The following is a 25,158-nucleotide window of genomic DNA, read 5'->3' on the forward strand; positions in this document are numbered from 1 at the left end:
TCTTAGGTGAATGGCGAGGTGCTTGAAGCGACCTCCGCGCTGGTGGCGGCAATGAAGCGAGCTGGTATGACTGGCATACCAGAAGGAGTCCCAAGGAGATCAGTCGGCAGCGGTGGCGGATACGGCGGCAGTGGCCTTCGCTGAGCCTCTCGCGCCCGGGCCTCCAGAGGATCGCACCGCTCCAGTCGTGACGCAGTTTCCCGAGAAACCCCTCCCCAACCAGCGCAAGCCGCCGTGCAAACAGCCAGGGGAGGAGGAGTTGCGCGGCGGGTGTTGGTACCGCATGGGTGATGCTCGACCACCGTGCGGAGAGAACGCATACGCCTGGAACGGGGCCTGTTACCTGCCTTCGCTGCTGACCGGTCGGCAGCCTGCGGCGGCTCCTCAGTGAAGGGGGCTCCATGACAGGGTGCCGTGAGTCGCGGGGATGGGACCGCTACGGCGCTCCGCGCTTCACCGCCAGTCTTGCCGCTGGATCTCCCAGCAGCAGATAGCCGCGCAGATCCTGGCGCCGCATCCACAGCAGTCCGTGCCGCACGGGATCGGTCGGGTCCGGATGCCCATACAGCTGCGCGTCCGCTCGCGCCTGATAGTTCGCCATCAGGCGGTCGTTGTCCTCCTGGTAGTGGCGCATCAGCGCGGCGTGGGCCACGCCCGCGCGGCTGCCTTTCGCCAGCACCTCCAGCACCGCGAGGATGCGGGAGGCCCGGCTGCTTGACGCGTTCTCCACGTCCGTGAAGGACAGCGTCCAGGCCAAATCGCTGTGGCCGATGATCGCCAGCGGGCCCTGCTCGTTCGCCAGCAGCGCCTGCGGAAGTGCCGCCAGGAACGGCCGCTCTCCCGCACCGGGCAGGCTCGCCAGCACTGACGTAGCCGGGCTCGACCAGGCTCCCTCCTGTGCGAGTCGGCTCACCCAGGCGTGGAAGGTACTCTTCGCCGGAGTCGCCGCACCGAAGCAGGACACGTTGAACCACATGCCTCCGGGCAGGAACGGAGTGTGGCGCATCAGCTCTCCCGTGAGCGCCTGCGCCCGCCCCACGGAGAGGGCCCCCTGGCGGGCACGCTGCTCCTCGGCCGAGACCCACCCCTGCGTCGGCCTTCCGAGCCCATGAGCCATCGAGAGCATCACCCCCGCTTGAGCCTGGCCTACCGCGCGCAGCAGCTCCTCCGGGCTCGAGCCGTCATAGGGGATGTCCACGAGCTCCAGCGCGGGCCACTTCGCCTTCCACCGGGTTCCGATCGCCTCGCGGCAGGGCTCCATCAACACCTGGTGCCCTTGCGTCGTGGCGAGCGTGCCATCCCGCGCCGTGTAGATCAGCACATTCGGGGCCTCTTTCACCTCGGTACGCAGCTCCCTGGCGAGGAGCTTCGTCACATATGCCGCGCAGCCTTCGAGGTCCGGCTCACCGTTCGGCCGTCCTACATGGAGCCGTCCCACGCACGCTCCCTGCGCGAGCACCTGCTGGAGTTCGAGGGAGACGTGGTGCAGATCTCCGAGGATCAGCAGGTACCACGGGCGCTCCTCCTCGGGCACGTCCTCGGCCTGGAGCACCGAGTCCTTCCACGCCACCGCCCGGGCCGCGTCCATATCCGCGGGGACGCGGTAGACCTTCGCCGGGGCACCTTGCTCTTTCTCGCGGTGCGCGATGAGCGGAGCGATGGCTCGCAGGATCGCGTCTCCCACGTCCCCCTCCGGGGCGATGACTCCCCAGCGCTGCGCCGTGAGATCGTTCCGGCCCGCGTCGGCGCTCTGCCACGTCGGCACCTCGACGCGTCCCGGAAGCGGCGTGGGCCTGGGAGTAGCCTGGAGGGCCTCCACCTCCAGCCCCTGATCGAGCACGGGCAGGTGGTCCTCCGCTCGGGCGAGGAGGAGCTGGAGTCCGGCTTCTGCCAGGGACGGAAGGGTGGGCTTCGAAGAACTCATGGCGTGGGCTCCGGGGAAGGCGCTTCGGTCGCCGTGAAGAAGGGGGCGCGCCCGTAAGAGCGCTCACAAGCCTCGTATCGCTCCTGTGCCTGGGCTTCACGCTCGTCCAGGTAGAGCCGGCGTGTTTCGGGAGGGAGACAGTCGATGTTGGCCTCACGCAGCAAGCGCTGGAGTTCAGGAATGGTTACAGGCCACACGCGGGCTGTCTGGTCAGACGATGCGGTGACCACGCGCTGGCCGTCCGGGCTGAAACTCGCCGACCAGACATGACCCTCATGGCCGTGCAGGACCACCGGCGCAGTCTTCCCATCTACAGGCCAGACCCGGGCCGTTTGATCAGAGGATGCGGTGACCACGCGCCGGCCATCCGGGCTGAAACTCGCCCTCCAGACACTGCCCTCATGGCCGCGCAGGACCACCGGTGCAGTCTTCCCATCCACAGGCCACACGCGGGCCGTCTGGTCCTGCGAGGTGGTGACCACGCGCTGGCCATCCGGGCTGAAGCTCGCCGAGAGGATAGGGCCCTCATGGCCGCGCAGGACCACCGGCGCAGCCTTGCCATCCACAGGCCACACGCGGGCCGTCTGGTCCTCTGAGGCGGTCACCACGCGCCGACCATCCGGGCTGAAGTTTGCCGAGAGGATAGGGCCCTCATGGCCGTGCAGGACCATCGGCGCAGCCTTTCCACCCACAGGCCACACGCGGGCCGTCTGGTCCTCTGAGGCGGTCACCACGCGCAGGCCGTCCGGACTGAAACTCGCCCATAGGACAGGGCCTTCATGGCCGCGCAAGACTACCGGCTCAGTCTTCCCATCCACGGACCACACGCGGGCCGTCTGGTCCTCTGAGGCGGTAACCACGCGTAGGCCGTCCGGGCTGAAGCTCGCCGACCAGACATAGTCTTCATGGCCGCGCAAGACCACCGGCTCAGTCTTCCCATCCACAGGCCATACGCGGGTTGTCCAGTCCTCCGAGGCGGTCACCACGTGCTGGCCATCCGGGCTGAAGCTCGCCGATCGGACATAGCCCTCATGGCCTCGCAGGACCACCGGTGCAGTCATCCCATCCACAGGCCACACGCGGGCCGTCTGGTCAAACGAGGCGGTGACTACGCGTCGGCCGTCGGGGCTGAAGCTCGCTGAATTGACATAGCCTTCATGTCCGCGCAGGACCACTGGCGCGGCTTTGCCATCCACGGGCCACACCCGAGCCGTCTGGTCAGACGAGGCGGTCGCCACGCGCAGGCCGTCCGGGCTGAAACTCGCCCACCAGACAGGGCCTTCATGGCCGCGCAGGACCACCGGTGCAGTCTTCCCATCCACAGGCCACACGCGGGCCGTCTGGTCCTCCGAGGTGGTCACCACGCGCAGGCCGTCCGGGCTGAAACTCGCCCACCAGACATTGCCCTCATGGCCGCGCAGGACCACCGGTGCAGTCATCCCATCCACGGGCCACACCCGAGCCGTCTGGTCAGACGAGGAGGTCACCACGCGCAGGCCGTCCGGGCTGAAGCTCGCCAACCAGACAGGGCCTTCGTGGCCGCGCAGGACTACCGGCGCAGCCTTGCCATCCACAGGCCATACGCGGGCCGTCTGGTCCTCCGAGGAGGTCGCCACGCGCAGGCCGTCCGGGCTGAAGCTCACCCATAGGACAGGGCCCTCATGGCCGCGCAGGACCACCGGTGCAGTCATCCCATCCACAGGCCACACGCGGGCCGTCTGGTCAAATGAGGAGGTCACCACGCGCTGGCCATCCGGGCTGAAGCTCGCCCTCCAGACATTGCCCTCATGGCCGCGCAGGACCACCGGTGCAGCCTTGCCATCCACAGGCCAGACCCGGGCCGTCTGGTCAGCCGAGGTGGTGACCACGCGCAGGCCGTCCGGGCTGAATCTCGCCAACCAGACAGGGCCTGCATGGCCGCGCAGGACTACCGGCGCAGCCTTGCCATCCACAGGCCACACGCGGGCCGTCTGGTCCTCCGAGGCGGTCGCCACGCGCAGGCCGTCTGGGCTGAAGCTCACCCATCGGACAGGGCCTTCATGGCCGCGCAGGACCACCGGCGCAGCCTTGCCATCCACAGGCCATACCCACGCAGTTCCATCCGCACACCCTACAGCCACACGCATCCCATCCGGACTGAATGAGACCACGCGGGCGAATCCATGACACCGCAGGGTGACCTTCGGAACCCCCTTGAGGAGAACATCCAGGGCGAATTGCTCCCACCCGCGGGCCTGATCGGGGCGTCTCAACTCCAGCAGGAAATGGGCGGCCAGGTCCGGGCTGCCGCGTTCTTCCTGCTCTCGTGCCGCCGCCATCAGCGCATGCTCTCTCGCCCGAATCCCCGCCTCTTCCGCCGCCATCCTCGCCTCCTCCGCTTTCCGCCGCTGCAGCAGCGCCCAGAGCATCACCAGGCCCATCAGCACCGCCACCACCACCGCTCCCCCCGCCACCAACGCCAGCCTCCGCCTCGCGGCACGTTCCTGCTGGAGCCTTCGCTCCTGCTCCTCCCGCTCCTTTCGCGCCCGCTCCTTCTGCTCCCGCTCCTCCCGTTGCTTCAGCACCTTGCTCGCCAGCCAGTCATGCCCCAGCTCGAAATACCGGCTGCCCTCGTGCTCTTCCGCTCGCAGCACCGCGTGGCTCTCCAGGCGGCTCAGTACCTCGCGAGCCTCCGCCTCCGAGAGCCCCTTCATTCCCCCAAGCGCCTGCCGTTCCATCAGCAACGCCCGGCTCCCGTCCCGGGTAACGAGGTGCCGCTCCAGCAGATCGCGCGCTGGGAGCTTCAGCGGGCCCAACTCCTCCAGCGTCGCTTCGAGGTACCGGTGCAGAATCGGCTCGGCCTCCAATTGCCCTTCCCCATCCCGAGCCCGCTCCTCCCACAGCGACCGGCACACAATCTGGGCGAAGGCGGTCTGGACCTCGGCCTCCTCTGTCGGGTCCTGCCCCGCCACCCTCACCTGCAGCATGAGCTGGGACAGCACCGCGGAGTCCCACGTCTGTGCAGGCTCCCCCTGTCGGGCCAGCTCGCACGCCACCTCCACCATCTGTCCGACCGTGAGCGGCCCCAGCCGAAACCCGTGCTCCATCAATTCCCGCCGGCCGCGAGTCCGATCCCGGAAGATCCCCAGGTAGTCTTCGCGCAGCGCCATCACCAGATGCAGCCCTGGCCAGGAACTGCGCACCAGCTCTCGCAAGCTCTTGAGCAGCTCCTCCGTCCGTGCTTGCTCGCGCCCCTGCTGGAAGAGCTGCTCGAGCTGATCCAGATAGATGAGCAGTGGGCGGCTCGACTGTTGCTCCGCCAGCTCCAAGGCCAGATCGAGCCGCTCGGAAGGAGTGAGTCCCGCGGGCGGCTCCTCCAGTTTCAGCTGAAGGACCAGGGCTCGCGCCAGCCGCTCCACCGGTACCTCCTCCCGGAGCCAGCCCTCGATATGGACGACCCGGCACTCCCGCGCACTCTCCAGCAACGGGCTCACCCCGGCCTGTATCAGCGACGACTTCCCCGCGCCCGAGGGGCCGTACAGCGTGACGCACGGGTACGCCAGGATGTGGTCCGCCAGCAGCCGGGTGGCTGTCCCCCTCCCAAAGAAGCGCTCCTTGTCCTTGGACCGGTAGGGCTGAGGGCCCAGGAAGGGGTTGAAGAGGTTGCGCTCCCTGGTCATCGCGCTCCCTCGGGCTCGGGGGCGTCGAGACGCCGCGCCAGCTCCGCGCACTTCACGGGGACCACCGAGACGCCTCGCTCACGCCTGTCTCCTGGCAGCGCTCGCCCTTTCTTCCACCAGCCGACCTCGGCCGCCCCGGGCTCCACCACGACCCTGCTGCCTGCGGGGAGCGAGTCCCGATCGAACAGGCTGTGGAGCACGTGCCGGTGTTCCCAGGACTCGAGCGACATGCCGACCAGCACCGCGGGCTGGTTCTTCAACTGGCTCTGGATTTTCGCCGCGAGATCCGAAGGGAGCATGTCTCGCAGATCCCTCACTCCGAGCAGGTGGTCGTCCTCGGTCAACAGCGGCTCGTGCAGGTCCGCGTTCGGCTTGTGTCCACGGTAGAGCCGCAGCAGCGCCACATCCCGGCTGGGATCGAACGACAGCGGAAGCTCGGGGAGTCTTCTCCAGTCCTGGCCTCGGGCGTAGCGGAGGATGGTGGGGGTTTCGGGGTCCCCGGGTAACGGCCAGATGACGTAGAGCACGAGCTCAGGCCGGTGCTTCGTGAGCGCCTGCTCCAGCGCGGGCAACCGCAACAGGGTGAGGTGGAATCCCGGCGAGAGCCGCCGCGCCAGCTTCTCCACGAGGGGCACCTCGGGCAGGGGGCTCCTCGTCAGATCCTGGAAAGCGTCCCGGAGCTGGTCGGCGCTGAACTGCAGTGCATAGCGCTGGGCCAACGCGCTCACGGGCAGGTGCTCGGGCGCTGCCCTGGGGGGCGGCCTGAGTTCTCCGTGCAGCTGCTTGCGGAAGTCCTCCTCGGCGGTCGTCCACGCATCGTCCAGGAGGTGATCTCCGAGTACCAGCGAGAAGGGCTTCTGGATCAGCTCCAGCAGCGGGCGCACGGCGGGATCCTCGGGGACCGCGGACAGGGAGGAAGGGAGCGGTCGAGGGGGCACCACCTTACGGTGGCTGAAGTCGAACAGGACGGGCTGCCGCCCTCGCAGGTAGAGCACCGGCGAGAAGGCCTCGGCGCTGCCCTCGAGCGCATTCAAGATGGAGCGCCGCGCGTCGTGCAGGCTGTGCGCCACGTCTCCGGCGTGCTCGGACCTGCCGGTGAGCGTCCGGTAGAAGGCCGCCGAGCAGCGCCGAGCCACATCCGCCTTGACCTCCCACAGATGCGCGATGACCGCGCCTGCGGCGCCCTGGGCCAGCTCCTCTGCCGCGCTGAGCAGCGCTCCTGGCTGGGCGCCCTGACAGGACTCCAGGACGATCAGGCGCAGCTGATGCCGGAAGAGGTTCCTCAGCTCACCGGCGAGCAGGTTCACCCGGTAGCCGGGCTCCTGCTCACTCCCGGTCGCCATCTGCAAGGTGGGGCTGCCGTTCTCCATGCTTCCATGCCCGATGAAGTGGAGGATGTGGGGCACGGGCTCCTGCCGCAGCCGATTCTCGACCGCGGCCTTGCTGGCCTTCGAGCCAACGAGCGGCTCCAGCCATTCGAGTTCCCCGGACGCGAGGCTCTCGCTCAACAGGCTCTTGAGCCGGCCCGGAGCGTCGGGATCCTCTGGGGAGATGGCGAGCAGCCGGACGGCGCCCCTCACCTCGCGTTTCTGCCAGGCCAGGATGGACGAGACCCCCCGCGCCAGAAGCAGTTCGGGCGAGGTTCCCAGGAACTCCGAAGCTGAGCCTGGCAGGAGGAGCGCCTCCCAGGGGATGGCTTTCAGCTCCGGGCTCCGGGGGTTTACCTTCAGCAGCAGGCGTCTATCGTGCGCCGCGCCTTGGAGCTTGTGCAGCACCTCGCGTACGCCCGGGCGGAAGAGGGCTTCCTGCAGTTGCTGGGCGGGCGTCGGAGGCGCGCTCTCCTTCGCGGTGGGCCCGGAGAGCGCGGTGCCGGTCTTGGCAGCCCTCTTCACCCAGGCAGCGAACTGACGAGCCACCTCCATCGAGAACGAGGATGGCTCCGAGGACTCCATCTGCAGGCCGCCCCGAGCTGTGACGGCGACTTCGGTCCCCACCTGGGTCAGGTCGATCTCGAGCCACAGCTCAGAGGTTGGGGTTTCCCCGCTCTCCATTCACGCCGGAGCATACCTGTTCCTGGGTTTGACCCATCACGTGCCGACAGGCGGGGGGCCCCCTTTTTTGCGACGTCCAACGGTGAGGACTGTCACTCGCGTGAGGCTCGAATCCGCGCCCACCACCGTGCAGTTCCACAAGGAGAAGCAAGCCATGGAGCAGAAAATGCAGGGCCGTCTGATCGCCGCGCTGTGCCTCGGGTCCCTCCTGGTCCTCGGAGGATGCGCCACCGAGCCGGGGCTCGATACCGCACCGGCGATGGCGAAGCGGCTCGTCCACGAGAACGCCGATGCCCAGCAGCTTCGTCCCTTCCTGGAGGGGCAGGGGTATGTGATGCAGCTCGAAGCTTCGCAGGATGTGGTGAACGGGGAGCAGTCACTGCTGGGCATCCCGTTTGCCCGGGGCAACGAGCAGGCCCACCTGGTGTTCCAGCGCGGCCCTCGTGGTGAGGTCTCCCTCGTCGTAGCGCTGGTGCTCACGACGGGTGAAGCAGATCCCGCCAGCAGCTTCCGCCCGTTCGGCGTGGTCAACGGGCGGGTCGAGCCCCTGAGGGTGCCGAGCATGGAGCCCGCCCCTTACTGCGATCTGATCTGCCAGGCGGGGGGCACTTATGCCTGTATGGTGAAGCCCGGGTGGTGGGAATATGGCTACCCGGCAGCCAATGACTGCCTTCTCCGCTCTGCGCAGCTCTGCGGCTGCTGAGCACGCTCGACAACCCCGCATGGCCCTCGGGGCCGAGCACGGGTGAGAGGGCATCATGCGACGATTTCTGTGCATGGCCACGCTCGTGATGAGCGTGGCGGCTCATGCGTCCCCGGCCTCCGCGGACCTGGTCGGCTCCGGCATCATTGGAGGCACCTTCACGGAGGGGGATTCGGGGGTGGTGGCGCTGCGAACGGGCGAGGAGGTGTTCTGCTCAGGCGTCCTCATGGCCCCGGACGTGGTGATGACGGCGGCGCACTGTGTGGCGGTGACACGCAACCTCTCGGTGCTGGTGGGCAGCGGGCCGGCGGGGGAGGTCATCCCCGTCACCGAGGTCCACCTGCATCCGACCTATGTCCCCGCAACGCTGGAGAACGACATTGCGCTCGTGAGGTTGGAGCGGGCCGTCGCGGATGCTCCGCGTTGGAGCGTCATCTCCCTGGAAGACTCCTGGGAGGGGAAGCCGCTGCGCATCATCGGCTTCGGGAAGATCTCGCGTGAGGACGAGGGGACGCCGATGAAGCACACGGGCTCCGCGGTGCTAGCCGGGTTGCAAGACACGCGGCTGTCGGTGGCTGCGGGTCCGTCCATTCCCTGCTTCCGGGACTCGGGAGGCGCCATCCTGCTGTCCATCGAGGGAGAGGAGTTTCTCGCGGGGATCATCACCACGGGGAGCGTGGACTGTACGCCCACGGCCATGGCGTACGGCACGCGAGCCGATGTCTTCCTGGAGGGATTCATCACTCCCTACCTCGAGGCCACGGCCTCCGAGGGAGGCTGTGCCGCGCACGGGGGAGGGCAGGGCGCTCCCGGCGGGCCGGTGACACTGGTACTCATTGGCCTGTTCGTGCTCGCGCGTCAGTCAAGGCCGGTCCTGGCGGCTACGCCACGTCCAGGCGCTCCATGACTTCCTGAAGCACGCGTTCCAACTCGTACTCGGCATCCGCCAGGGGTATATGGCCCAGCGTGGCCGCGGTGTGCTTCAGCTCGTCGGCGGCCCACTGCAGGGTCTGCTCCCTCCCTGCTTGAGAGGCGGCCGCGAGCAGCGCGGGATCCGTGTGGAGTCGGCTCAGATACCGAGCCAGCAACTCTTCGTGCGCGGGTTTTGCTCCAGGGAGCTCCTCCTGCACCTGCTTCGCCGTGGAGAGGGGACTGGACATGGGCACGAAATCTATATAGTTTGAGTTCAAAATAAAAGCCCACGCGTCGCAATCCTTCCGGTTCGAGGCAGCAACCTCGAGAGCCGCTGGGGAGTCGCGCGCCTTCATGCCGGCCCCCGAGACCATGCGCAGACCCCTCACGCTCGTATTGTGGCTGTCCTCCCTGCCTGCGTTCGCCCTCGAGGAAGGGCAGGGAGTTCGTCTGGAGGCGGTGCTGCCTCCCTTCCTCCTGGCGCGGCCCTTCTGGGTGCTGGCGTTGTGGCAATGGGCGGGCCTGGCGCTGGCCCTCGTGCTGAGCACACTGGCGGGGCGCTTCCTGGAGGCGTTTGCGCTGCGCATGGCCGGGCGTGCCACCGCGCTGACGAAGGCGGGCTGGGATGAGCAGCTCGTGTCGGCGGGGCGGGGACCCTTGCGCTACGTATTGTTCGCGCTGCTGGTGGCTGCCGGGGGGCGGCTGTTGGCCTTTCCGCTTCCCGCGCAGCACGTGGTGGATCTCGCGGCGCGCTCGGTGGTGATCGCGACCCTGGCATGGTTCCTCCTGCGCTTCGTGAGGCTGGTCGCGCGCTTCGTGGAGCAGAAGGTGGCCCGCGAGGGAGGAATCGAGGACGTCGGCCGGGCTCGGGGCTTGCGCACGCAGGTCGAGGTGCTCCGGCGCATCACGGAGGTGACGGTGGTGCTGGTGGCGGCCTCGTTGCTGCTGCTCCAGTTCGAGGCGGTGCGGAACGTCGGCGTGTCGCTGTTGGCCTCGGCAGGCCTCGCGGGCCTGGTCATCGGTCTTGCGGCGCAGAAGTCCATCTCCACGCTGCTTGCGGGCATCCAGCTGTCCATCACCCAGCCGGTGCGCATCGGCGACACGGTCATCGTCGAGAACGAGTGGGGCTGGATCGAGGAGATCACCCTGACCTACGTGGTGGTGAAGGTCTGGGACTTGCGGAGGCTGGTGGTGCCGATGAGCCACTTCCTGGACAAGCCCTTCCAGAACTGGAGCAAGGTGTCGCCGGAGATCCTGGGCACGGCCGAGCTGTACGTGGACTTCCGGACGGACGTGGCCGCCGTGCGCGCAGAGCTCCGGCGCATCCTCGAGCAGGAGTCCGCGGGGCTCTGGGACGGCAAGGTCCAGGGGCTCCAGGTGACGGGCTGCTCCGAGCGCACCATGCTGCTGAGGGCGTTGGTGAGCGCCTCGGATGCGGGCAAGGCGTTCGATCTGCGGTGCCTGGTGCGAGAGAAGCTCATCGCCTGGCTGCAGCGTCAGCCTCACGGTCTGCCCCTGGTGCGTGCCGAGGCGAGCCACCAACTGCCGGGCGAGCCCACGCTGCTGCTCGGGGTGCCCGCGACGGTGGGAGGCCGGCCCGGTGGAAACGTGGTGGTCTCCAGGTCCAAGGAGTGAGCCACCGCGTCTCCGATGGAGGCGGCTTCAACCTGGATCGTCGTCTCGTTTCTTCCGGAGGAGGAAGGCGTCCGCGAAGCCCTGCACTCGCTCCGTGGGCTTCGAGAAGATGAAGGTGATGATGCTCACCCGGCGCTCGGAGTACGTCAGCGCCAGCTCCGAGATGGCGCGCACGTCGTCCGAGCGGGCCGGGCTGAAGCGGTACTCCACGGGCGTCTCGCCGTTGCGGACGAGCAGCTCACTGGAGGCGAGGTCCTCCAGCCGCGCGGTCGAGGAGACCTCGGTGATGCGGAGCTCCAGTGCCACCTCCGATGCCGTCCACGGCCGCTCCGCCCGATTCCGAAGCAGGAGGAGGACCTCCAGCTTCTCGATGGAGTCGATGTGCACCCTGAGGAAGCGCTGGACCCCTTGTGGAAGATCGGAGCCAGTCACGCGCATACCTATGATGATTAATGATTTGAGGTGCAACTAGTTTCGAGCGTAGGGGTGTTCATGAGCCATCACGGCTGCACGCCGGCCGCCTCCCCGGATGCCTGCTTGCCGGGCTCGGCGGGCTGCCGTAAAGCGGGGGCGTGCGTCCCCTCTGCCTGCGCTGCCGTCGTCCCGAGAGCACGTGCTACTGCGCGCGCCTGCCGAGTCTGGAGACCCGTACCCGCATCGTCTTCCTCCAGCACCCTCGCGAGCGCCGCGTCGCCATCGGCACCGCGCGCATGGCGCACCTCTGCCTGCCCAACTCCGAGATCCACCTGGGAGTCGATTTCACCGGCCACTCCCGGATCGAGACCCTCGCGGCCAACCCGGAGCGCGTGGCCGTGCTCTTCCCGGGCCCGGGGGCCATGCCGCTGGAGCAGGCCGCCACCCAGCCCCCCGAGACGCTCATCGTCGTCGATGGAACCTGGCCCCTCGCCAAGAAGGTCGTGAAGTCCAACCCGCTCCTCGCGGGCCTGCCGCGCATCGGCTTCACCCCGCGCCGCCCCAGCAACTACCGCATCCGCTCCGAGCCCGCGGACCACTGCGTCTCCACCATCGAGGCCGTCGTGGAGGTGCTCGGAGCGCTCGAGGGCGGGGACCCGACGCGCTTCGACGCCATGCTCAGCCCCTTCGAGTTCATGGTGGACACGCAGATCGAGAGCCGCGCCCACCGCAACGATCCTCCTCGCCGCCGCATCTACAAGGGGCCCTGGCGCCCGCCCCTGGAGTTGCGCTCGCTGGCGGAGGATCTGCCCCGGCTCGTCCTCCTGTACGCCGAGGCCAATGCCCACCCCGCCGAAGAGGGCATCCCGCCCGAGCTCGTTCACCTCGTCGCGTGCCGCCCCTTCACCGGTGAGCGCTTCGAGGCCATCCTGGCCCCTCGCCAGCCCCTCGCGCGCAGCACCCCGCTCCACACGGAGCTGCCGGAGGACCTCCTCCGCGCGGGGGAGGAAAGGGACTCGGCCCTGGGCCGCTTCGAAGCGTTCCTGCGCCCCGATGACGTCCTCGCCGTGTGGACCACCTATGCCCTGGACCTGCTCTGGCGTGACGGCGTCACCCGCAGGGCCGCGGCCAACATCCGCCTCGCCGCAGCCCGAGCCCTCAAGGGAAAGGCGGGAGGAGTGGAGCAGGCCGTGCCGCTCCTGGGCATTGAGGCTCCCGCGCTCTGGGCGCCGGGGCGCGCGGGCCGGCGCATCCAGGCGCTGGAGGCCGTCGTCCAGGAGCTGATCCGCCGAGGCCTGGCCGAGAATCCCCCAGACATGCAGCAGAGCGCCTGAGCCTCTTCAAGGCAGAGCCCCAGCCGCCGCCGCTCACACGCGCTGACTGTCGCTGAACGAGATGTTCAAGCTCGTCGCAGGCTGCCGCCACGGGCGGATGAGCCGGCGCAGCGCTCGGCCAATCCTCGCGGCGAAGTAGCTGGCCCCGAGCAGCCCCACTCCCACGAGCAGCGCCGGGCCGAACTCCAGTGTCGGGCCCACGCGGCTCGCCAGCCCCGGGATGTCCGCCCACCCGTACACCACCGGCAGGTGCAGCACGTAGACCCAGAGCGACAGCCGCCCCAGCGGAGCCAGCCGCCGAGACAGCACCACCGGAGCGAAGCTCACCACGCCCAGCACGAGCAGACCCTCACCCACGCGGAACGCCACAAGCCACGGACTCGTCGGACTCCAGTCCGGGGAAATCTGCTGGGTGACGCCAATCACCCCCGCGCCCAGCACCACGAGCGCCAGCCCCTGAGGCCAGCCCGGGCGCAGCAGCCGGAACAACTGTGCCGCCAGCGCCCCCGCGAAGAAGAACCCCGCCCACGGGAACAGCGGGAAGTGGCTGCCCTCGGAGCCCAGCGCCTGCCGTACCGCGATGGGCAGGGAGGGCCCGAGCTTCCACACAGCACCGCTCACCAGGGGCACGCCCGCGGCCAGCACCGCGAGCATCAGCGCCCGCGAGCGATTCCCCGGCGCGATCACCAGGACCGTGGCGCCCGCCAGCAGGCTGAAGCCGATGCACTGGAGCGCATCGAACTCGAAGAGGCGAGCCTCCAGCGCCTCACTCCAGCCCAGCCACTTCACCATCGCCCAGCCCGGCCAGTGCAGCAGGTACCCGAGGAACACCAGCAGGGCCGCGCGCCGGACGCGGCGGCCATACATCGCCCGAGCCGCGCCGGGCCGCTGATCCAGCGCGGCCACGAGTGCCCATCCGCTCACCAGCAGGAAGAGGGGAGCGGTGATGCCGCGCAGCTCCCAGTAGCGCTGGACCCAGGAGTGGGCGCGGGCCGCGGGAGACAGCAGCGCATCCAGCGCATGGCCCAGCACCATCGCCAACACGGCGAAACCGCGCGCGGCGTCGAGCGCGGGATGGCGAGGGGGGCGCAGGCTGAAGGAGCTCGAGAGTTGCAAGCGCGCGGCAGCATATGTGCTCAGAGGGGCGCCGTCCTGAAAACACCTGATCAATCAGTCGCACACGGACTGCCGGTGTGGGTGATCACGGCGGTGCGCGCTCTCTTGATACTCTCCAGAGCGCGTCGTGAGGCTCTCGGGAGGCCCATGGATGAAGGCACCAGCGCGACTCCAGCTCCGCCTCGCGAGTGCCGTGGCCGTGCTGTCGGGCGTGCTCGCGTTGCGGGCCATGGCCTCTCCGCCCGAGAAGCTGGTGGCGCCCTTCCGTTCGCCTCCCACCGCGAGCACCTCACCGCGCCCCGGTGACACCCAGGCCCGGATCGCGCTGGGGAAGCTGCTCTTCTTCGACGCGCGGCTCTCGAAGAACCACGACATCTCCTGCAACACCTGCCACAACCTGGCCGCCTACGGAGTGGATCACGTCCCCGTCTCCACGGGCCACCATGGGCGCAAGGGGCGGCGCAACTCGCCCACCGTGTACAACATCGGCGGCTTCGTGGCGCAGTTCTGGGACGGCCGCGCGCCCACGTTGGAGGTCCAGGCGGAGGGCCCGCTCTTCGATCCGGATGAGATGGCCATGCCGGATGACAAGCGCGTGCTGGCGACGCTCACCTCCATGCCGGAGTACGTGAAGCTCTTCCAGAAGGCCTTTCCCCGAGAGAAGCGGCCGGTGACGCTGGGCAACGTGACGCGGGCGATCGCCGCCTTCGAGCGCCAGCTCACCACGCCCTCGCGCTTCGATCGGTTCCTCGCGGGAGACGACGCCGCGCTCACCGAGCAGGAGCGGCAGGGGCTGGAGCTCTTCGTCTCCTCCGGGTGCACCACCTGCCACGCCGGCCCGGCGGTGGGGGGCACCTCGCTCCAGAAGCTGGGGCTTGTGGAGGCCTACCCGCGGTCGAAGGATCAGGGCCGGTACGAGGTGACGCGGGACGAGGAGGACCGGATGAAGTTCCGCGTCCCCACGCTGCGCAACGTGGAGAAGACGGCCCCCTACCTCCATGATGGCTCGGTGGAGAATCTGCCGGGCATGGTGCGGCTGATGGCGAAGCACCAGCTGGGCAAGACGCTCACGGACGCCCAGGTGGAGGCGGTGGTGGCCTTCCTCCACAGCCTCACGGGAGAGCTGCCGCGGCGGGACATCACCCCGCCGAAGCTGCCTCAGAGCACGAACCAGACACCCAGACCCGATCCCACGTGAAGGGTCGTGCGTGCCACGCCTGCTGGTAGTAAGAGCGGGCCATGAACATCCTGTTCCAGGCCCACTCCGGGCTCCGCTACCTGGTGCTGATCGTAGGCCTCATCGCGCTGGTGTACTTCGCGTCCGGCCTCGCCACGAAGCGCCCCGTGGGCAAGGGCGTGCGCATCCTGGGCTCCAGCTTCGTCGGGCTGCTCGATCTGCAGTTCCTCCTGGGCCTCCTCATGGTGGTCATGGGCCGCTTCTACCCGCAGCTCATCGGCCACATCGTGCTGATGGTGATCGCCGTCGGCGAGACCCACGCGCTGCTGGTCATCAACCGCAAGCGCCCCAATCCCGGCTACCTGCTGCCGCTGATCGCCGTGGCGGTGGCCCTGCTGCTCATCGTCGGCGGCATCATGGCCATCGGCCGAGGCGTGTTCTCCCACACGGCCTTCATGGGTTGAGCGGGCTGGCCGGGCCCGCCTCGTCGAGGGTCCGGTCCTGCCGGGGAAGGGGCTCTCCCCACGTGTTGAGCCTCCGCAGGAGGTTCTCCTCGGCCAGCCTCACGAGGGTGGCCTGGGAGAAGCAGGTCCGGACGAAAGGGAAGAGGATCCGCTCTTCCATCGTGACGTGCTCCTCCATGGCCGTCATGAGCTGGTGGCTCTCCCGGGCCAGGCGCTCCGCCAGCTCGGGATACCTCCTGGGCGTGTCTCTCACCCTCGTCCACAGCGGAACGAGCCGAGCCAGCAACTGCTCGCACGCGTCATGCTGGGTCTCCATCGCCCAGAGCTGGTCGACGAGCTCCACGGGCAGGGGCTCGGCGAAGAGGCGCGGCACGAGGCATTGCTCCTCTTCCTCGAGGTGCTGCGGCAGCTCGACGGTGAAGTAGTGCAGCACCCGCGCGGCCGTCTCGGACAGCTCGGCGGGTGACACGTCCTGGGCATGCGCGAGTTGCACCGCGAGCGCCGTGAAGCGCCGGATGCGCTCGTGGCCCTCCAGGAGCACCTGGAGGATGTCCTTCACCAGGGGCTCGGAGGCTTGCGTGGCTTCGGGGGCTGGCATGAGGGAGTCCTTCATGAAGCACTGCTTCTGCAAAGGATGATCCGCGCTGCGCCGCGAGGGCCGCACTGCTGCGCGCGGTGTCCAAAAGGGGAGGTGCGGCAAACGCTGCGTTCGGCCGGCCTTCGGAGCGCAAATGCTGCGCGGCTCTGGAGGTGGATCCGCGGAGTGTTCACAGGCGCACGAGGCAATGGCTCCATGGCCCCTCGGTTGCAGACAGGGCGCGTGCACGGGCGAGCTGCCCGGGTTCTCCGGCACGGAGGGGCACGCGGTGATGCGAGGACATGTTCCAGGCGAAGAGCGGTGGGGACCCGCGAGACTCGCTTCCCTGGTGGCCTTGGGAGGGGTGCTCCTGTCGTTGCCGGTGGGCGCGGCGCAGCCTTCGCCCGCTGCGGTGCTGTTCACCCGGCGTTGTGCGACGTGTCACACGCTGGGAGAGGGCGACAAGGTGGGGCCGGATCTCGTCGGCGTGCTGGAGCGGCGCGAGGAGGCGTGGATCACCCGCTTCCTGCAGAGCCCCGGCGCGCTGATCGACGGGGGGGATCCGGTGGCGGGGGGGCTGCTTCAGAAGTTCAACGGCGTGAGGATGCCGGATCAGCAGCTCACGGACGAGCAGCGCCAGCAGCTCTTCGCGTACTTCCGCGAGTGCACGAAGCTGGGCGTGTGCAAGACGCCGCTGTCGGCCAAGCTGGCCAGCGACGCGACGGACGAGGAGATCGATCAGGGCCGGCGGCTCTTCGAGGGCACTGAGCGGCTGGCGAACGGAGGCACCGCGTGCGTGGGGTGCCATGATGCGCGCGGGCTCGGGCCGGCGGGGGGCGGGACGCTGGCGAAGGACCTGACGTTCTCCTTCGCGCGCCTGGGAGACCGGGGCATGGCGCCGGTGCTCGCGAGCATGGACCTGCCGATGATGCGCGAGCTGTACGTCCAGGCGCCGCTCACGGATGCGGAGCAGTACGCGCTCAAGGCGTTCCTGGCGCAGCTCTCCCGGAATGGGGCGAAGCAGCGTCCGGACCGCGACTTCTTCTACCTGGGCGTGGTGGGGCTGTTCGCCACGCTGGGCTTCATCGGGGTCGTCCGAGGCGGGCGCAAGGACGTCCCGCCGGCGGGCGGCACCTCGCGAGGTGCTCCGTGAGCGACATCGTCCTGTATGGCTATCTGCCCTATGCGGCCCTGCTCGCGTGTGGCGTGGGGGTGGTGCGAAGGCTCCAACAGCCTCGGCCGAGCGCTCGGGCCTCCGAGCCGCGACCCTTGAGCGTGGGGGGGCTGATCCTCATCGCGGGCGCGGGCATCGTCGCGCTGAACCACTTGGCGGGGCTGCTGCTCCGAGAGCCGATGCGGGCCTTCCTGGCGTCACCGGCGCGGCTGTTCACCTTCGAGGCAGTGAGCCTCATCGGCGGCCTGCTCCTGGCCTGGGGGTTGGTCCAGGTGATTGCGCAAAAGGTGCGTGAGGCCTCGTGGAGCCTGCGAGGGCTGTATGCCCTGTTGCTGCTTCAGGTGGTGGGAGGGCTGGCCATGGCCGTGGGGACGCGGTGGGGCGCGCTGTGGTCCCTGGACATCACGGTGCCGTACCTGTGCTCGCTGCTGACGCTGCACCCAGACGTGACGCTGGTGGCGCAGGCCCCGCTTGGGGTCCGGGTGCACGTGCTGCTGGGGTTCGTGCTGATTGCCCTCGCCCCCTTCATCCAGGCGCGGCGTGCCGCCGAGCGGGTGGCGGTGCCGTCCGTGCCGGATGCATCCGTCCTCGTCTCCCGCCGGCAGGAGACCGCCCCTCGGGCGGAGCCATGATCATGAACTGTCGCCCGTTCTACCTGTTGGCCGCGCTCGCGCTCCTGGGCTCGTGCAGCGGACCGGTGAGCAACCAGCAGGGCTACATGCCCGAGCAGCCCATCGCGTTCTCCCACGCCATCCACGCGGGCCACTATGAGATCGACTGCCAGTACTGCCACGTGGGGGCGGAGCGCAGCCGCCACGCGGGAGTGCCCGCCAGCAGCGTGTGCATGAACTGCCACTCGCGCGTGAAGACGGACTCGCCCGAGATCCAGAAGGTGGCGGCGGCGGTGCAGCAGGGCAAGCCCATCGAGTGGGTGCGCGTGCACCGGCTGCCGGACCACGCCTTCTTCAGCCACGCCAACCACGTCACCGCGGGCCTGAAGTGCCAGACGTGCCACGGCCCGGTGGAGCAGATGGTGCGGGTGGAGCAGGTGGAGCCCATGACGATGGGCTGGTGCCTCGAGTGCCACCGCAAGACGGCCGCGGAGCAGGTGTCCGTGGCTCCCTCCGGAGCGCCCCGCGCGGGTGAGCTGCTCGCCGTCAGCATGGCCTCGCCCGCGACGGAGGTGGAGCCCGCGCCCGCGAAGCCGCAGCGGATCCTCTCGCCGCCGACCGATTGCTCCGCCTGCCACCGCTGAGGAACCCTTCCATGTCCGATACGAGCAAGCAGTACTGGCAGAGCCTGGCCCAGCGAGCCGGAGATCCTGGGCTCCTCGAGAAGTCCCGAGACGAGTTCGCCGAGGAGCTGCCCGTAGGGACCGCCGCGCTGCCTCCCGACAGGAGCAGCCGCCGGGACTTCTTCAAGGTGATGGGCCTGAGCGCCGCGGCGGCAATGACCGCGTGCACGCGCGCTCCGGTGCAGAAGGTGATTCCCTTCGTCGCCCGCCCAGACGAGGTGACGCCGGGCCTGGCGCTCTGGTACGCGTCCACGTGCGCCGGGTGCAGCGGGAGCTGCGGGCTGCTGCTCAAGACGCGCGATGGCCGCCCCATCAAGATCGAGGGCAACGAGGAGCACCCGCTCTCCCGAGGCGGCGTCTGCGCCACGGGACAGGCCTCGGTGCTGTCGCTGTACGACGCCAGCCGGGCTCGGGGGCCCTCGGTCTCGGGGACGGGCGCTTCCTGGTCCGCGATCGATACGGCGGTGACGGGAGCGCTCCAGAAGGCGGCGGAGGAGGGCAAGGGCATCCGGCTGGTGGTGCCGTGGGTGCTGGGGCCCACCGCCGAGGCCGCGGTGAAGCGCTTCCTGTCTGCGTACCCGGCGGCGCGGGTGGTGCGCTACGACGCGCTCGGGGACCTGGAGGCCATCGCCGAGGGCTGGCGCATCACGCACGGTGTCCGGCGCGTGCCCGCCTATCGCTTCGATCAGGCGAAGGTCATCGCGAGCTTCGGCGCGGACTTCCTGGGGACGTGGGTGGCTCCGGTGGCCTTCACGCGCCAGTACACGCAGGCGCGGAACGCGGCCGGCAAGCGCGAGATGGCGCGGCACTGGCAGTTCGAGCCGCTGATGACGCTCACCGGAGCGAGCGCCGATCGCCGCGTGCCCGTGGCGCCGTCGGATCTTGTGCCTGCGCTGTGGGGGCTGATGCGCCGGCTCGCGGCCAAGGCGGGACAGGCGTTCCCCGAGTTCGGGACGTTGCCGGCTCCCAAGGTGGCGGCGGAGCAGCTCGACGAGCTCGCGGATGCGCTCTGGGCCGCGCGCGGCAAGGGCCTCGTGGTCTGCGGGAGCGACGACGTGACCGCGCAGGTGCTCGCCAGCGTGGCCAACGTGCTGCTCGGCAATGAGGGCTCCACCGTGTCGCTGATGGAGGGCGTGGCGCTCGATGAGGCGGCCCAGTCCTTTGGCACCTTCCTGGACGAGCTGAAGGCAGGCGCGGTGGGCGCGGTGATCTTCCACGGCGTCAACCCGGCGTACAGCCACCCTCGTGGAGGCGAGCTCGCGGGGCTGCTGAAGGGCGTGGCGCTGACGGTGGCGACGAGCGATCGGCTCGACGAGACGGCCTCGCTGGTGGGCTACCACGCGCCGGACAACAACCCGCTGGAGTCCTGGGGAGACGCTGAGCCTCGGCGCGGGGTGCTGAGCCTGCGCCAGCCCGCGGTGGCTCCGCTGCATGACACGCGCAGCGCGGTGGAGTCGCTGCTCGTGTGGGCGGGGGCTCCTCAGAGCCACTACGACTTCCTGCGAGCCCGCTGGGAGTCCGAGGTCTTCCCGAGTGTCTCCGCGAAGGGCAGCTTCCAGGACTTCTGGGACGATGCGGTGCGCCGGGGTGTGGTGACGATCGAGGGCCAGGCGCCGGAGTCCGCGCCGGCCTTCCGGAAGGAGCAACTGGCCCAAGGCCTGGAGAAGCACCCGGCACCGGGCGGAGACTTCGAGCTGGCGCTCTACGCGAAGGTGGCGGTGAAGGACGGCTCCCTGGCCAACAACGGCTGGTTGCAGGAGTTGCCGGATCCCATCAGCAAGGCCACGTGGGGCAACTACGTGTGCATCGCGCCGTCCCGCGCGGAGAAGCTCGGCATCCAGGATGGGACGGTGGTGCAGGTGAAGGTTGGCGAGAAGGTGCTGGCCGCGCCTGCGCTCATCCAGCCGGGCACTCACCCGGATGTGCTGGGCGTGGCGGTGGGCTACGGCCGCACGAAGGCGGGACGCGTGGCGGACGGCGTGGGCTCCAATGCCTTCGTCCTCGCGGCGGTGGACGGCGGGCGGGTGCGGCGCACGGTGAGCGGGGTGAAGCTGACGGTGACCACGGACCATCGGCCGCTGGCGCTCACGCAGACGCACAGCTCGCTCGAGGGGCGCCCGCACGTGCGAGAGGCGGAGCTGGCGGCCTTCCTGACCAACCCGCGCGCGGGCAACGAGGAGCACGAGGAGAAGGGTGGGGCGCACAAGCTCTCGCTCTGGTCGGGCCACGAGTACAAGGGGCACCGTTGGGGCATGGCGGTGGACCTGAGCGCATGCACGGGCTGCTCGGCGTGCGTGGTGTCCTGCCAGGCGGAGAACAACGTTTCCATCGTGGGCCAGGACGAGGTGCTGCGCGGCCGGGAGATGCACTGGCTGCGCATCGACCGTTACTACGCGGGCGAGCCGGATGCGCCCCAGGTGGTGCACCAGCCCATCATGTGCCAGCACTGCGAGAACGCCCCGTGCGAGACGGTGTGTCCGGTGCTCGCGACGGTGCACTCCTCCGAGGGTCTCAACCAGCAGGTCTACAACCGGTGCGTGGGCACGCGGTACTGCGCCAACAACTGCCCCACCAAGGTCCGCCGCTTCAACTGGTTCGACTACAAGCACGAGGAGCCGCTGGAGCGGATGGTGCTCAACCCGGACGTGGTGGTGCGCAGCCGCGGCGTCATGGAGAAGTGCTCCCTGTGCGTGCAGCGCATCCAGGAGGGCAAGGCGGCGGCGAAGCGCGAGGGGCGCGAGCTGAAGGACGGGGAGATCCGCACCGCGTGCCAGCAGAGCTGCCCGGCGCAGGCCATCCACTTCGGAGACTTGAATGATCCGGAGAGCGACGTGGCGCGGCTCGCGAAGGACGGGCGCGCATACCGGCTGCTGGACGAGCTGAACATCAACCCCGTCATCACCTACCTCACCAAGATCCGGAATACCGGGTCCGGGAGCGGCCATGAGTAATCAGCACGTGTCTCCGCTGCGCGTTCCCCTCGTCTCCGAGGAGCGCAGCCTCGGACAGATAACGCAGGAGATCTGCGCTCCCATGGAGCGCCGGCCCACGCGGGCCTGGTGGGTGGCCTTCGCCATCTCCTTCTCCATCCTCCTGGTGGGGGCGGGGATGGTGTCCTACGAGATCGCCACGGGCATCGGCGTCTGGGGCCTGAACAAGACGGTGGGGTGGGCGTTCGACATCACCAACTTCGTGTTCTGGGTGGGCATCGGCCACGCGGGCACGCTGATCTCCGCCATCCTCTTCCTGTTCCGGCAGAAGTGGCGCACGAGCATCAACCGCGCCGCCGAGGCGATGACGCTGTTCGCGGTGATGTGCGCGGCGCTCTTTCCCGTCATCCACATGGGGCGGCCGTGGCTGGCCTTCTGGGTGCTGCCGTACCCGAACTCGCGCGGCAGCCTGTGGGTGAACTTCCGCTCGCCCCTCTTGTGGGACGTGTTCGCCATCAGCACGTACTTCACCATCTCGCTGGTGTTCTGGTACGTGGGCCTCATCCCGGACCTGGCCACGGTGCGGGACAGGGCGAAGGGGCTGCGCAAGAAGCTCTTCCGGGTGCTCTCGCTGGGGTGGACGGGCTCGCACCGCACGTGGTCGCGCTACGAGACGGTGTACCTGCTGCTCGCGGGCCTGGCGACGCCGCTGGTGCTGTCGGTGCACACCATCGTGTCCATGGACTTCGCCACCTCGGTCATCCCCGGGTGGCACACGACGATCTTCCCGCCGTACTTCGTGGCGGGCGCGGTGTTCTCCGGCTTCGCGATGGTGCTGACGCTGATGATCATCACCCGCAAGGTGCTGGGCTACGAGCACCTCATCACCATCCGCCACCTGGAGAACATGACGAAGATCATCATCGTCACGGGCGGCCTGGTGTCGCTGGCCTACGCGACGGAGTTCTTCATCGCCTGGTACTCGGGCAGCGAGTACGAGCGCTTCACGTTCATGAACCGCGCCTTCGGTCCTTACGCGTGGGCCTACTGGACGATGGTGACGTGCAACGTGGTGTCGCCGCACCTGTTCTGGTTCAAGAAGATCCGCACCTCTCCGGTGGCCATCTTCGTGATGTCGTTGGTGATCAACGTGGGCATGTGGTTCGAGCGCTTCGTCATTATCGTGACGTCGCTCCACCGGGACTTCCTGCCGTCGAGCTGGTCCATGTACAAGCCCACGGTCATTGAGGTGGGGACGTTCATCGGCACGTTCGGCCTCTTCTTCACGCTGTTCCTGCTCTTCACCCGGGTGCTGCCCATCATCTCCATCGGCGAGGTGAAGAGCGTGCTGGGCTTCGCTCGGGGCACGGGCCACGAGCATGCCCCCTCCGAGCACATCGCTCCGGTCCGGCATGAGACTCCCGAGTCTGTTCCCGCCGCGGTGCCGCAGCCCGCGATGGCGAACATGGCCTCCCGAAAGGATGTGCTCGTATGAGCCCCCCCGTCCTCATCGGCTACTTCGACACCGAGGAGAAGATCCTCGACGCCACCCGGGCCGCGCGCCAGGCGGGCTACGCGGTGCATGACGTGTACACGCCGTATGCGGTGCATGGCATGGACGAGGCGATGGGCCTGAAGCCCTCGCGGATTACGTACGTGTGCTTCGGAGCCGGGCTGCTGGGCTGCACGCTGGCGCTGTCGCTGGAGCTGTACACGTCCGTGGTGAGCTGGCCGCTCAACGTGGGCGGCAAGCCGTTCAACTCCCTGCCCGCGTTCATTCCCGTGGCGTTCGAGCTGACGGTGCTCTTCGCGGGGCTCATCACCGTGGCGGCCTTCCTCGCGCGCAGTCGGCTGTTCCCGGGCAGCCAGCGGCTGACGCTGCCGGGCGTGACGGATGACCGGTTCGCGCTGGTGCTCGGAGCGCGGGAGGGACAGCAGGGGCACGAGGCCGCGGAGGGAATGCTGCGTCGGCATGGGGCGGTGGAGATGTCCTGGAAGGAGGTGCCGTCATGAAGCGCGCCATGACTGGCTGTGTGGTGCTGCTGCTGGCCGCGGGCTGCGAGCAGGACGAGTCGAAGCCCAACTACGAGTACACGCCGGACATGGTGAGCTCCGTCCCGTACGACAGCTTCGCGCCCAACCCGAACACGAAGGACGGCAAGACGCTGCTCTCTCCCGCCAAGGGCACGGTCCCGCGAGGCTACAAGCCCCTGCATCTCACCGCTGGGACCGAGGAGGCGGCGCGGGCCGGGCGTGAGCTGACGAATCCGTACGCGGCCTCTCCGGAGGTTCTCGCGCGCGGGCACGTGGCCTTCACGCGCTACTGCTCGCCCTGCCACGGTACGGGGGGGCTCGGAGACGGGCTCGTCACCGCGCGTTTCCCCATCCCGCCGTCGCTCCTGGGGGACCACGCCAAGGGGCTGCCGGACGGGCAGATCTTCCACATCATCACCTACGGCCAGGGGCTGATGCCGGCCCATGGTTCGCAGGTGCTCCCGGAGGACCGGTGGAAGATCGTCCACTTCGTCCGGTCGATGCAGAACCCGCCTCAGACGGCGGTGAAGGAGAAGCCATGAGCGCCTCGGGATTTGTCGTCAGTCCGGCGGTCCGCCGGGGAGCCTGGATCGCGGCCGCGGTGGGGCTCGGAGGGTTGGCGGTGGGCATGGCGCTGGAGTCCACGCGCGCGCTGGCCAGCCTGCTCACCAATGGCTTCTTCTTTCTGTGCCTCGGGCTGGGCGGGGCGGTATTCCTCGCGCTGATGTACGTGGCGAACGCGGGCTGGTTCACCGTCTTCAAGCGCATCCCCGAGGCGTTCGCCTCCTATGTCCCCGTGGGCGCGGCGAGCCTGCTGCTGCTGCTGCCGGGGGTCTCCTCGCTGTACCTCTGGGCCCGGCCGGGGGTGATGGAGAAGGACCACCTGCTGCACGCGAAGGCGGCCTTCCTCAACGTGCCCTCCTTCGCGGTGCGGATGGTGGTGATGCTGGGCCTGTGGAGCGCCTTCGCCTGGGTCCTGCGGCGCAACTCGCTGCGGCAGGATCAGGAGCGGAACGCGGAAGGGACGCGGCGCAACGTGAAGGTCTCCGCGCTCTTCCTGTGCCTCTTCGGGCTCACGTTCTGCCTGGCGGCCTTCGACTGGCTGATGAGCCTGGAGCCGCACTGGTTCAGTACGATCTTCGGGCTCTACAACATCGCGGGGCTGCTCTCCTCGAGCGTCTGCGCGCTCACGATGGCGGCCATCCTGCTGAAGCGCTCCGGGGCGATGCCGGCCATCAACACGAGCCACCTGCATGACCTGGGCAAGCTGATGTTCGGCTTCGCCACGCTGTGGGCCTACCTGTGGTTCTCCCAGTTCCTGCTCATCTGGTACGCGAACCTGCCGGAGGAGACGGTGTACTACGTGGCGCGCATGCACGGCGGCTGGACGGTGCCCTTCTACGCGAACCTCGCCATCAACTGGGCGCTGCCGTTCTTGCTGCTGCTGCCGCGCTCGGCCAAGCGCAGCGAGGCGCACCTGCTCCGAGTGGCGAGCCTGCTGCTCGTGGGCCGTTGGCTGGACCTCTACCTGATGGTGGCCCCGTCCAACATGCCCGAGAACGCGAGCGTGGGGCTGTACGAGGCGGCTGGATTCCTCGGCCTGGCGGGGCTGTTCGTGGTGTCGGTGACGAGGGCCGTGCAGTCGGTGCCGCTGGTTCCGGAGGGCGATCCGTACCTCATGGAGAGCTTGCACCACCACACTTGAGCCACCTGCCCGTGGGCTGGCTCAAGGGCTCGGGTGTGCGGCCAGCCATTGGTTC

Annotated in this window: 21 protein-coding genes; 14 read left to right on the top strand and 7 right to left on the bottom strand. The window is 68.9% G+C overall.

Going from position 1 to position 25,158, the window contains the following annotated elements; genetic code table 11:
- Positions 1–436 precede the first annotated feature (436 nt).
- Genes KY501_RS17905 through KY501_RS17915 form a run of 3 tightly spaced genes read right to left on the bottom strand, consistent with a single transcriptional unit; the run spans position 437 to position 7,634 of the window.
- On the bottom strand, positions 437–1,924 hold the full coding sequence (locus tag KY501_RS17905) for a hypothetical protein (RefSeq protein WP_224364393.1): 1,488 nt from the start codon (positions 1,922–1,924) through the stop codon (positions 437–439).
- Complete coding sequence (locus KY501_RS53645) at positions 1,921–5,583, bottom strand: WD40 repeat domain-containing protein (RefSeq protein ID WP_304608622.1); 3,663 nt, start codon at positions 5,581–5,583, stop codon at positions 1,921–1,923. Before KY501_RS53645 ends, KY501_RS17905 begins: the two co-directional genes overlap by 4 nt.
- On the bottom strand, positions 5,580–7,634 hold the full coding sequence (locus KY501_RS17915) for a CHAT domain-containing protein (protein WP_224364394.1): 2,055 nt from the start codon (positions 7,632–7,634) through the stop codon (positions 5,580–5,582). Before KY501_RS17915 ends, KY501_RS53645 begins: the two co-directional genes overlap by 4 nt.
- Before the next feature lie 100 nt (positions 7,635–7,734).
- Here KY501_RS17915 and KY501_RS17920 point away from each other — a divergent pair, with 100 nt between their 5' ends.
- Complete coding sequence (locus KY501_RS17920; protein WP_224364395.1) at positions 7,735–8,337, top strand: hypothetical protein; 603 nt, start codon at positions 7,735–7,737, stop codon at positions 8,335–8,337.
- 55 nt (positions 8,338–8,392) lie between these two features.
- Positions 8,393–9,244 (top strand): S1 family peptidase, encoded by an 852-nt coding sequence (locus KY501_RS17925; RefSeq protein ID WP_224364396.1) that lies wholly within the window; start codon positions 8,393–8,395, stop codon positions 9,242–9,244.
- Here the strand turns inward: KY501_RS17925 and KY501_RS17930 are convergent.
- Positions 9,219–9,497: a hypothetical protein gene (locus KY501_RS17930; RefSeq protein ID WP_224364397.1), complete on the bottom strand. Its 279-nt coding sequence runs from the start codon at positions 9,495–9,497 to the stop codon at positions 9,219–9,221. The genes KY501_RS17925 and KY501_RS17930 overlap by 26 nt on opposite strands.
- A 124-nt stretch (positions 9,498–9,621) precedes the next feature.
- Between KY501_RS17930 and KY501_RS17935 the strand changes: the two genes are divergently transcribed.
- Entirely contained in the window at positions 9,622–10,884 is a 1,263-nt protein-coding gene (locus KY501_RS17935; RefSeq protein ID WP_224364398.1) for a mechanosensitive ion channel family protein, read from the top strand.
- 27 nt (positions 10,885–10,911) lie between these two features.
- On the opposite strand, the gene KY501_RS17940 is transcribed toward KY501_RS17935, so the two are convergent.
- Complete coding sequence (locus KY501_RS17940; protein ID WP_224364399.1) at positions 10,912–11,316, bottom strand: hypothetical protein; 405 nt, start codon at positions 11,314–11,316, stop codon at positions 10,912–10,914.
- 140 nt (positions 11,317–11,456) lie between these two features.
- Here KY501_RS17940 and KY501_RS17945 point away from each other — a divergent pair, with 140 nt between their 5' ends.
- The gene (locus KY501_RS17945) at positions 11,457–12,632 is read left to right on the top strand and encodes a DTW domain-containing protein (protein WP_224364400.1); all 1,176 of its coding nucleotides are present in this window, start codon (positions 11,457–11,459) and stop codon (positions 12,630–12,632) included.
- Between the two features lie 33 nt (positions 12,633–12,665).
- Here KY501_RS17945 and KY501_RS17950 read toward each other — a convergent pair whose 3' ends face one another.
- Entirely contained in the window at positions 12,666–13,748 is a 1,083-nt protein-coding gene (locus KY501_RS17950; RefSeq protein ID WP_224364401.1) for an acyltransferase family protein, read from the bottom strand.
- Between the two features lie 151 nt (positions 13,749–13,899).
- Between KY501_RS17950 and KY501_RS17955 the strand changes: the two genes are divergently transcribed.
- Both KY501_RS17955 and KY501_RS17960 read left to right on the top strand, forming a co-directional pair.
- Complete coding sequence (locus KY501_RS17955) at positions 13,900–14,946, top strand: cytochrome-c peroxidase (RefSeq protein ID WP_224364402.1); 1,047 nt, start codon at positions 13,900–13,902, stop codon at positions 14,944–14,946.
- Between the two features lie 41 nt (positions 14,947–14,987).
- Positions 14,988–15,389 carry a hypothetical protein gene (locus KY501_RS17960; RefSeq protein ID WP_224364403.1) on the top strand — a complete coding sequence of 134 codons (402 nt, stop codon included), beginning with the start codon at positions 14,988–14,990 and terminating at the stop codon, positions 15,387–15,389.
- Here the strand turns inward: KY501_RS17960 and KY501_RS17965 are convergent.
- Positions 15,379–16,002, bottom strand: a complete 624-nt coding sequence (locus KY501_RS17965; protein ID WP_224364404.1) for a hemerythrin domain-containing protein — start codon at positions 16,000–16,002, stop codon at positions 15,379–15,381. The two genes, KY501_RS17960 and KY501_RS17965, sit on opposite strands and share 11 nt — an antisense overlap.
- 172 nt (positions 16,003–16,174) lie before the next feature.
- On the opposite strand from KY501_RS17965, the gene KY501_RS17970 reads away from it, so the two are divergent.
- The 8 genes from KY501_RS17970 to KY501_RS18005 are packed head-to-tail and all read left to right on the top strand — an operon-like array spanning position 16,175 to position 25,103.
- Complete coding sequence (locus tag KY501_RS17970) at positions 16,175–17,119, top strand: c-type cytochrome (RefSeq protein WP_224364405.1); 945 nt, start codon at positions 16,175–16,177, stop codon at positions 17,117–17,119.
- Positions 17,116–17,772 carry a respiratory nitrate reductase subunit gamma gene (locus tag KY501_RS17975; RefSeq protein WP_224364406.1) on the top strand — a complete coding sequence of 219 codons (657 nt, stop codon included), beginning with the start codon at positions 17,116–17,118 and terminating at the stop codon, positions 17,770–17,772. Before KY501_RS17970 ends, KY501_RS17975 begins: the two co-directional genes overlap by 4 nt.
- A gap of 2 nt (positions 17,773–17,774) precedes the next feature.
- Positions 17,775–18,395: a cytochrome c3 family protein gene (locus KY501_RS17980; RefSeq protein WP_224364407.1), complete on the top strand. Its 621-nt coding sequence runs from the start codon at positions 17,775–17,777 to the stop codon at positions 18,393–18,395.
- Positions 18,396–18,406: 11 nt separating this feature from the next.
- Positions 18,407–21,385 (top strand): TAT-variant-translocated molybdopterin oxidoreductase, encoded by a 2,979-nt coding sequence (locus KY501_RS17985; protein WP_224364408.1) that lies wholly within the window; start codon positions 18,407–18,409, stop codon positions 21,383–21,385.
- Complete coding sequence (gene nrfD / locus KY501_RS17990; RefSeq protein ID WP_224364409.1) at positions 21,378–22,859, top strand: NrfD/PsrC family molybdoenzyme membrane anchor subunit; 1,482 nt, start codon at positions 21,378–21,380, stop codon at positions 22,857–22,859. Before KY501_RS17985 ends, nrfD begins: the two co-directional genes overlap by 8 nt.
- Positions 22,856–23,377 carry a DUF3341 domain-containing protein gene (locus KY501_RS17995; RefSeq protein ID WP_224364410.1) on the top strand — a complete coding sequence of 174 codons (522 nt, stop codon included), beginning with the start codon at positions 22,856–22,858 and terminating at the stop codon, positions 23,375–23,377. The genes nrfD and KY501_RS17995 overlap by 4 nt, the downstream gene beginning before the upstream one ends.
- A complete protein-coding gene (locus tag KY501_RS18000; protein WP_224364411.1) occupies positions 23,374–23,940 on the top strand; it encodes a c-type cytochrome in 567 nt (188 codons plus the stop codon). Before KY501_RS17995 ends, KY501_RS18000 begins: the two co-directional genes overlap by 4 nt.
- Complete coding sequence (locus tag KY501_RS18005) at positions 23,937–25,103, top strand: P-loop NTPase family protein (protein ID WP_224364412.1); 1,167 nt, start codon at positions 23,937–23,939, stop codon at positions 25,101–25,103. The genes KY501_RS18000 and KY501_RS18005 overlap by 4 nt, the downstream gene beginning before the upstream one ends.
- Positions 25,104–25,158 lie beyond the last annotated feature (55 nt).

The sequence above is a fragment of the Hyalangium versicolor genome (assembly GCF_020103695.1).
GTDB classification, from domain to species: Bacteria; Myxococcota; Myxococcia; order Myxococcales; family Myxococcaceae; genus Hyalangium; species Hyalangium versicolor.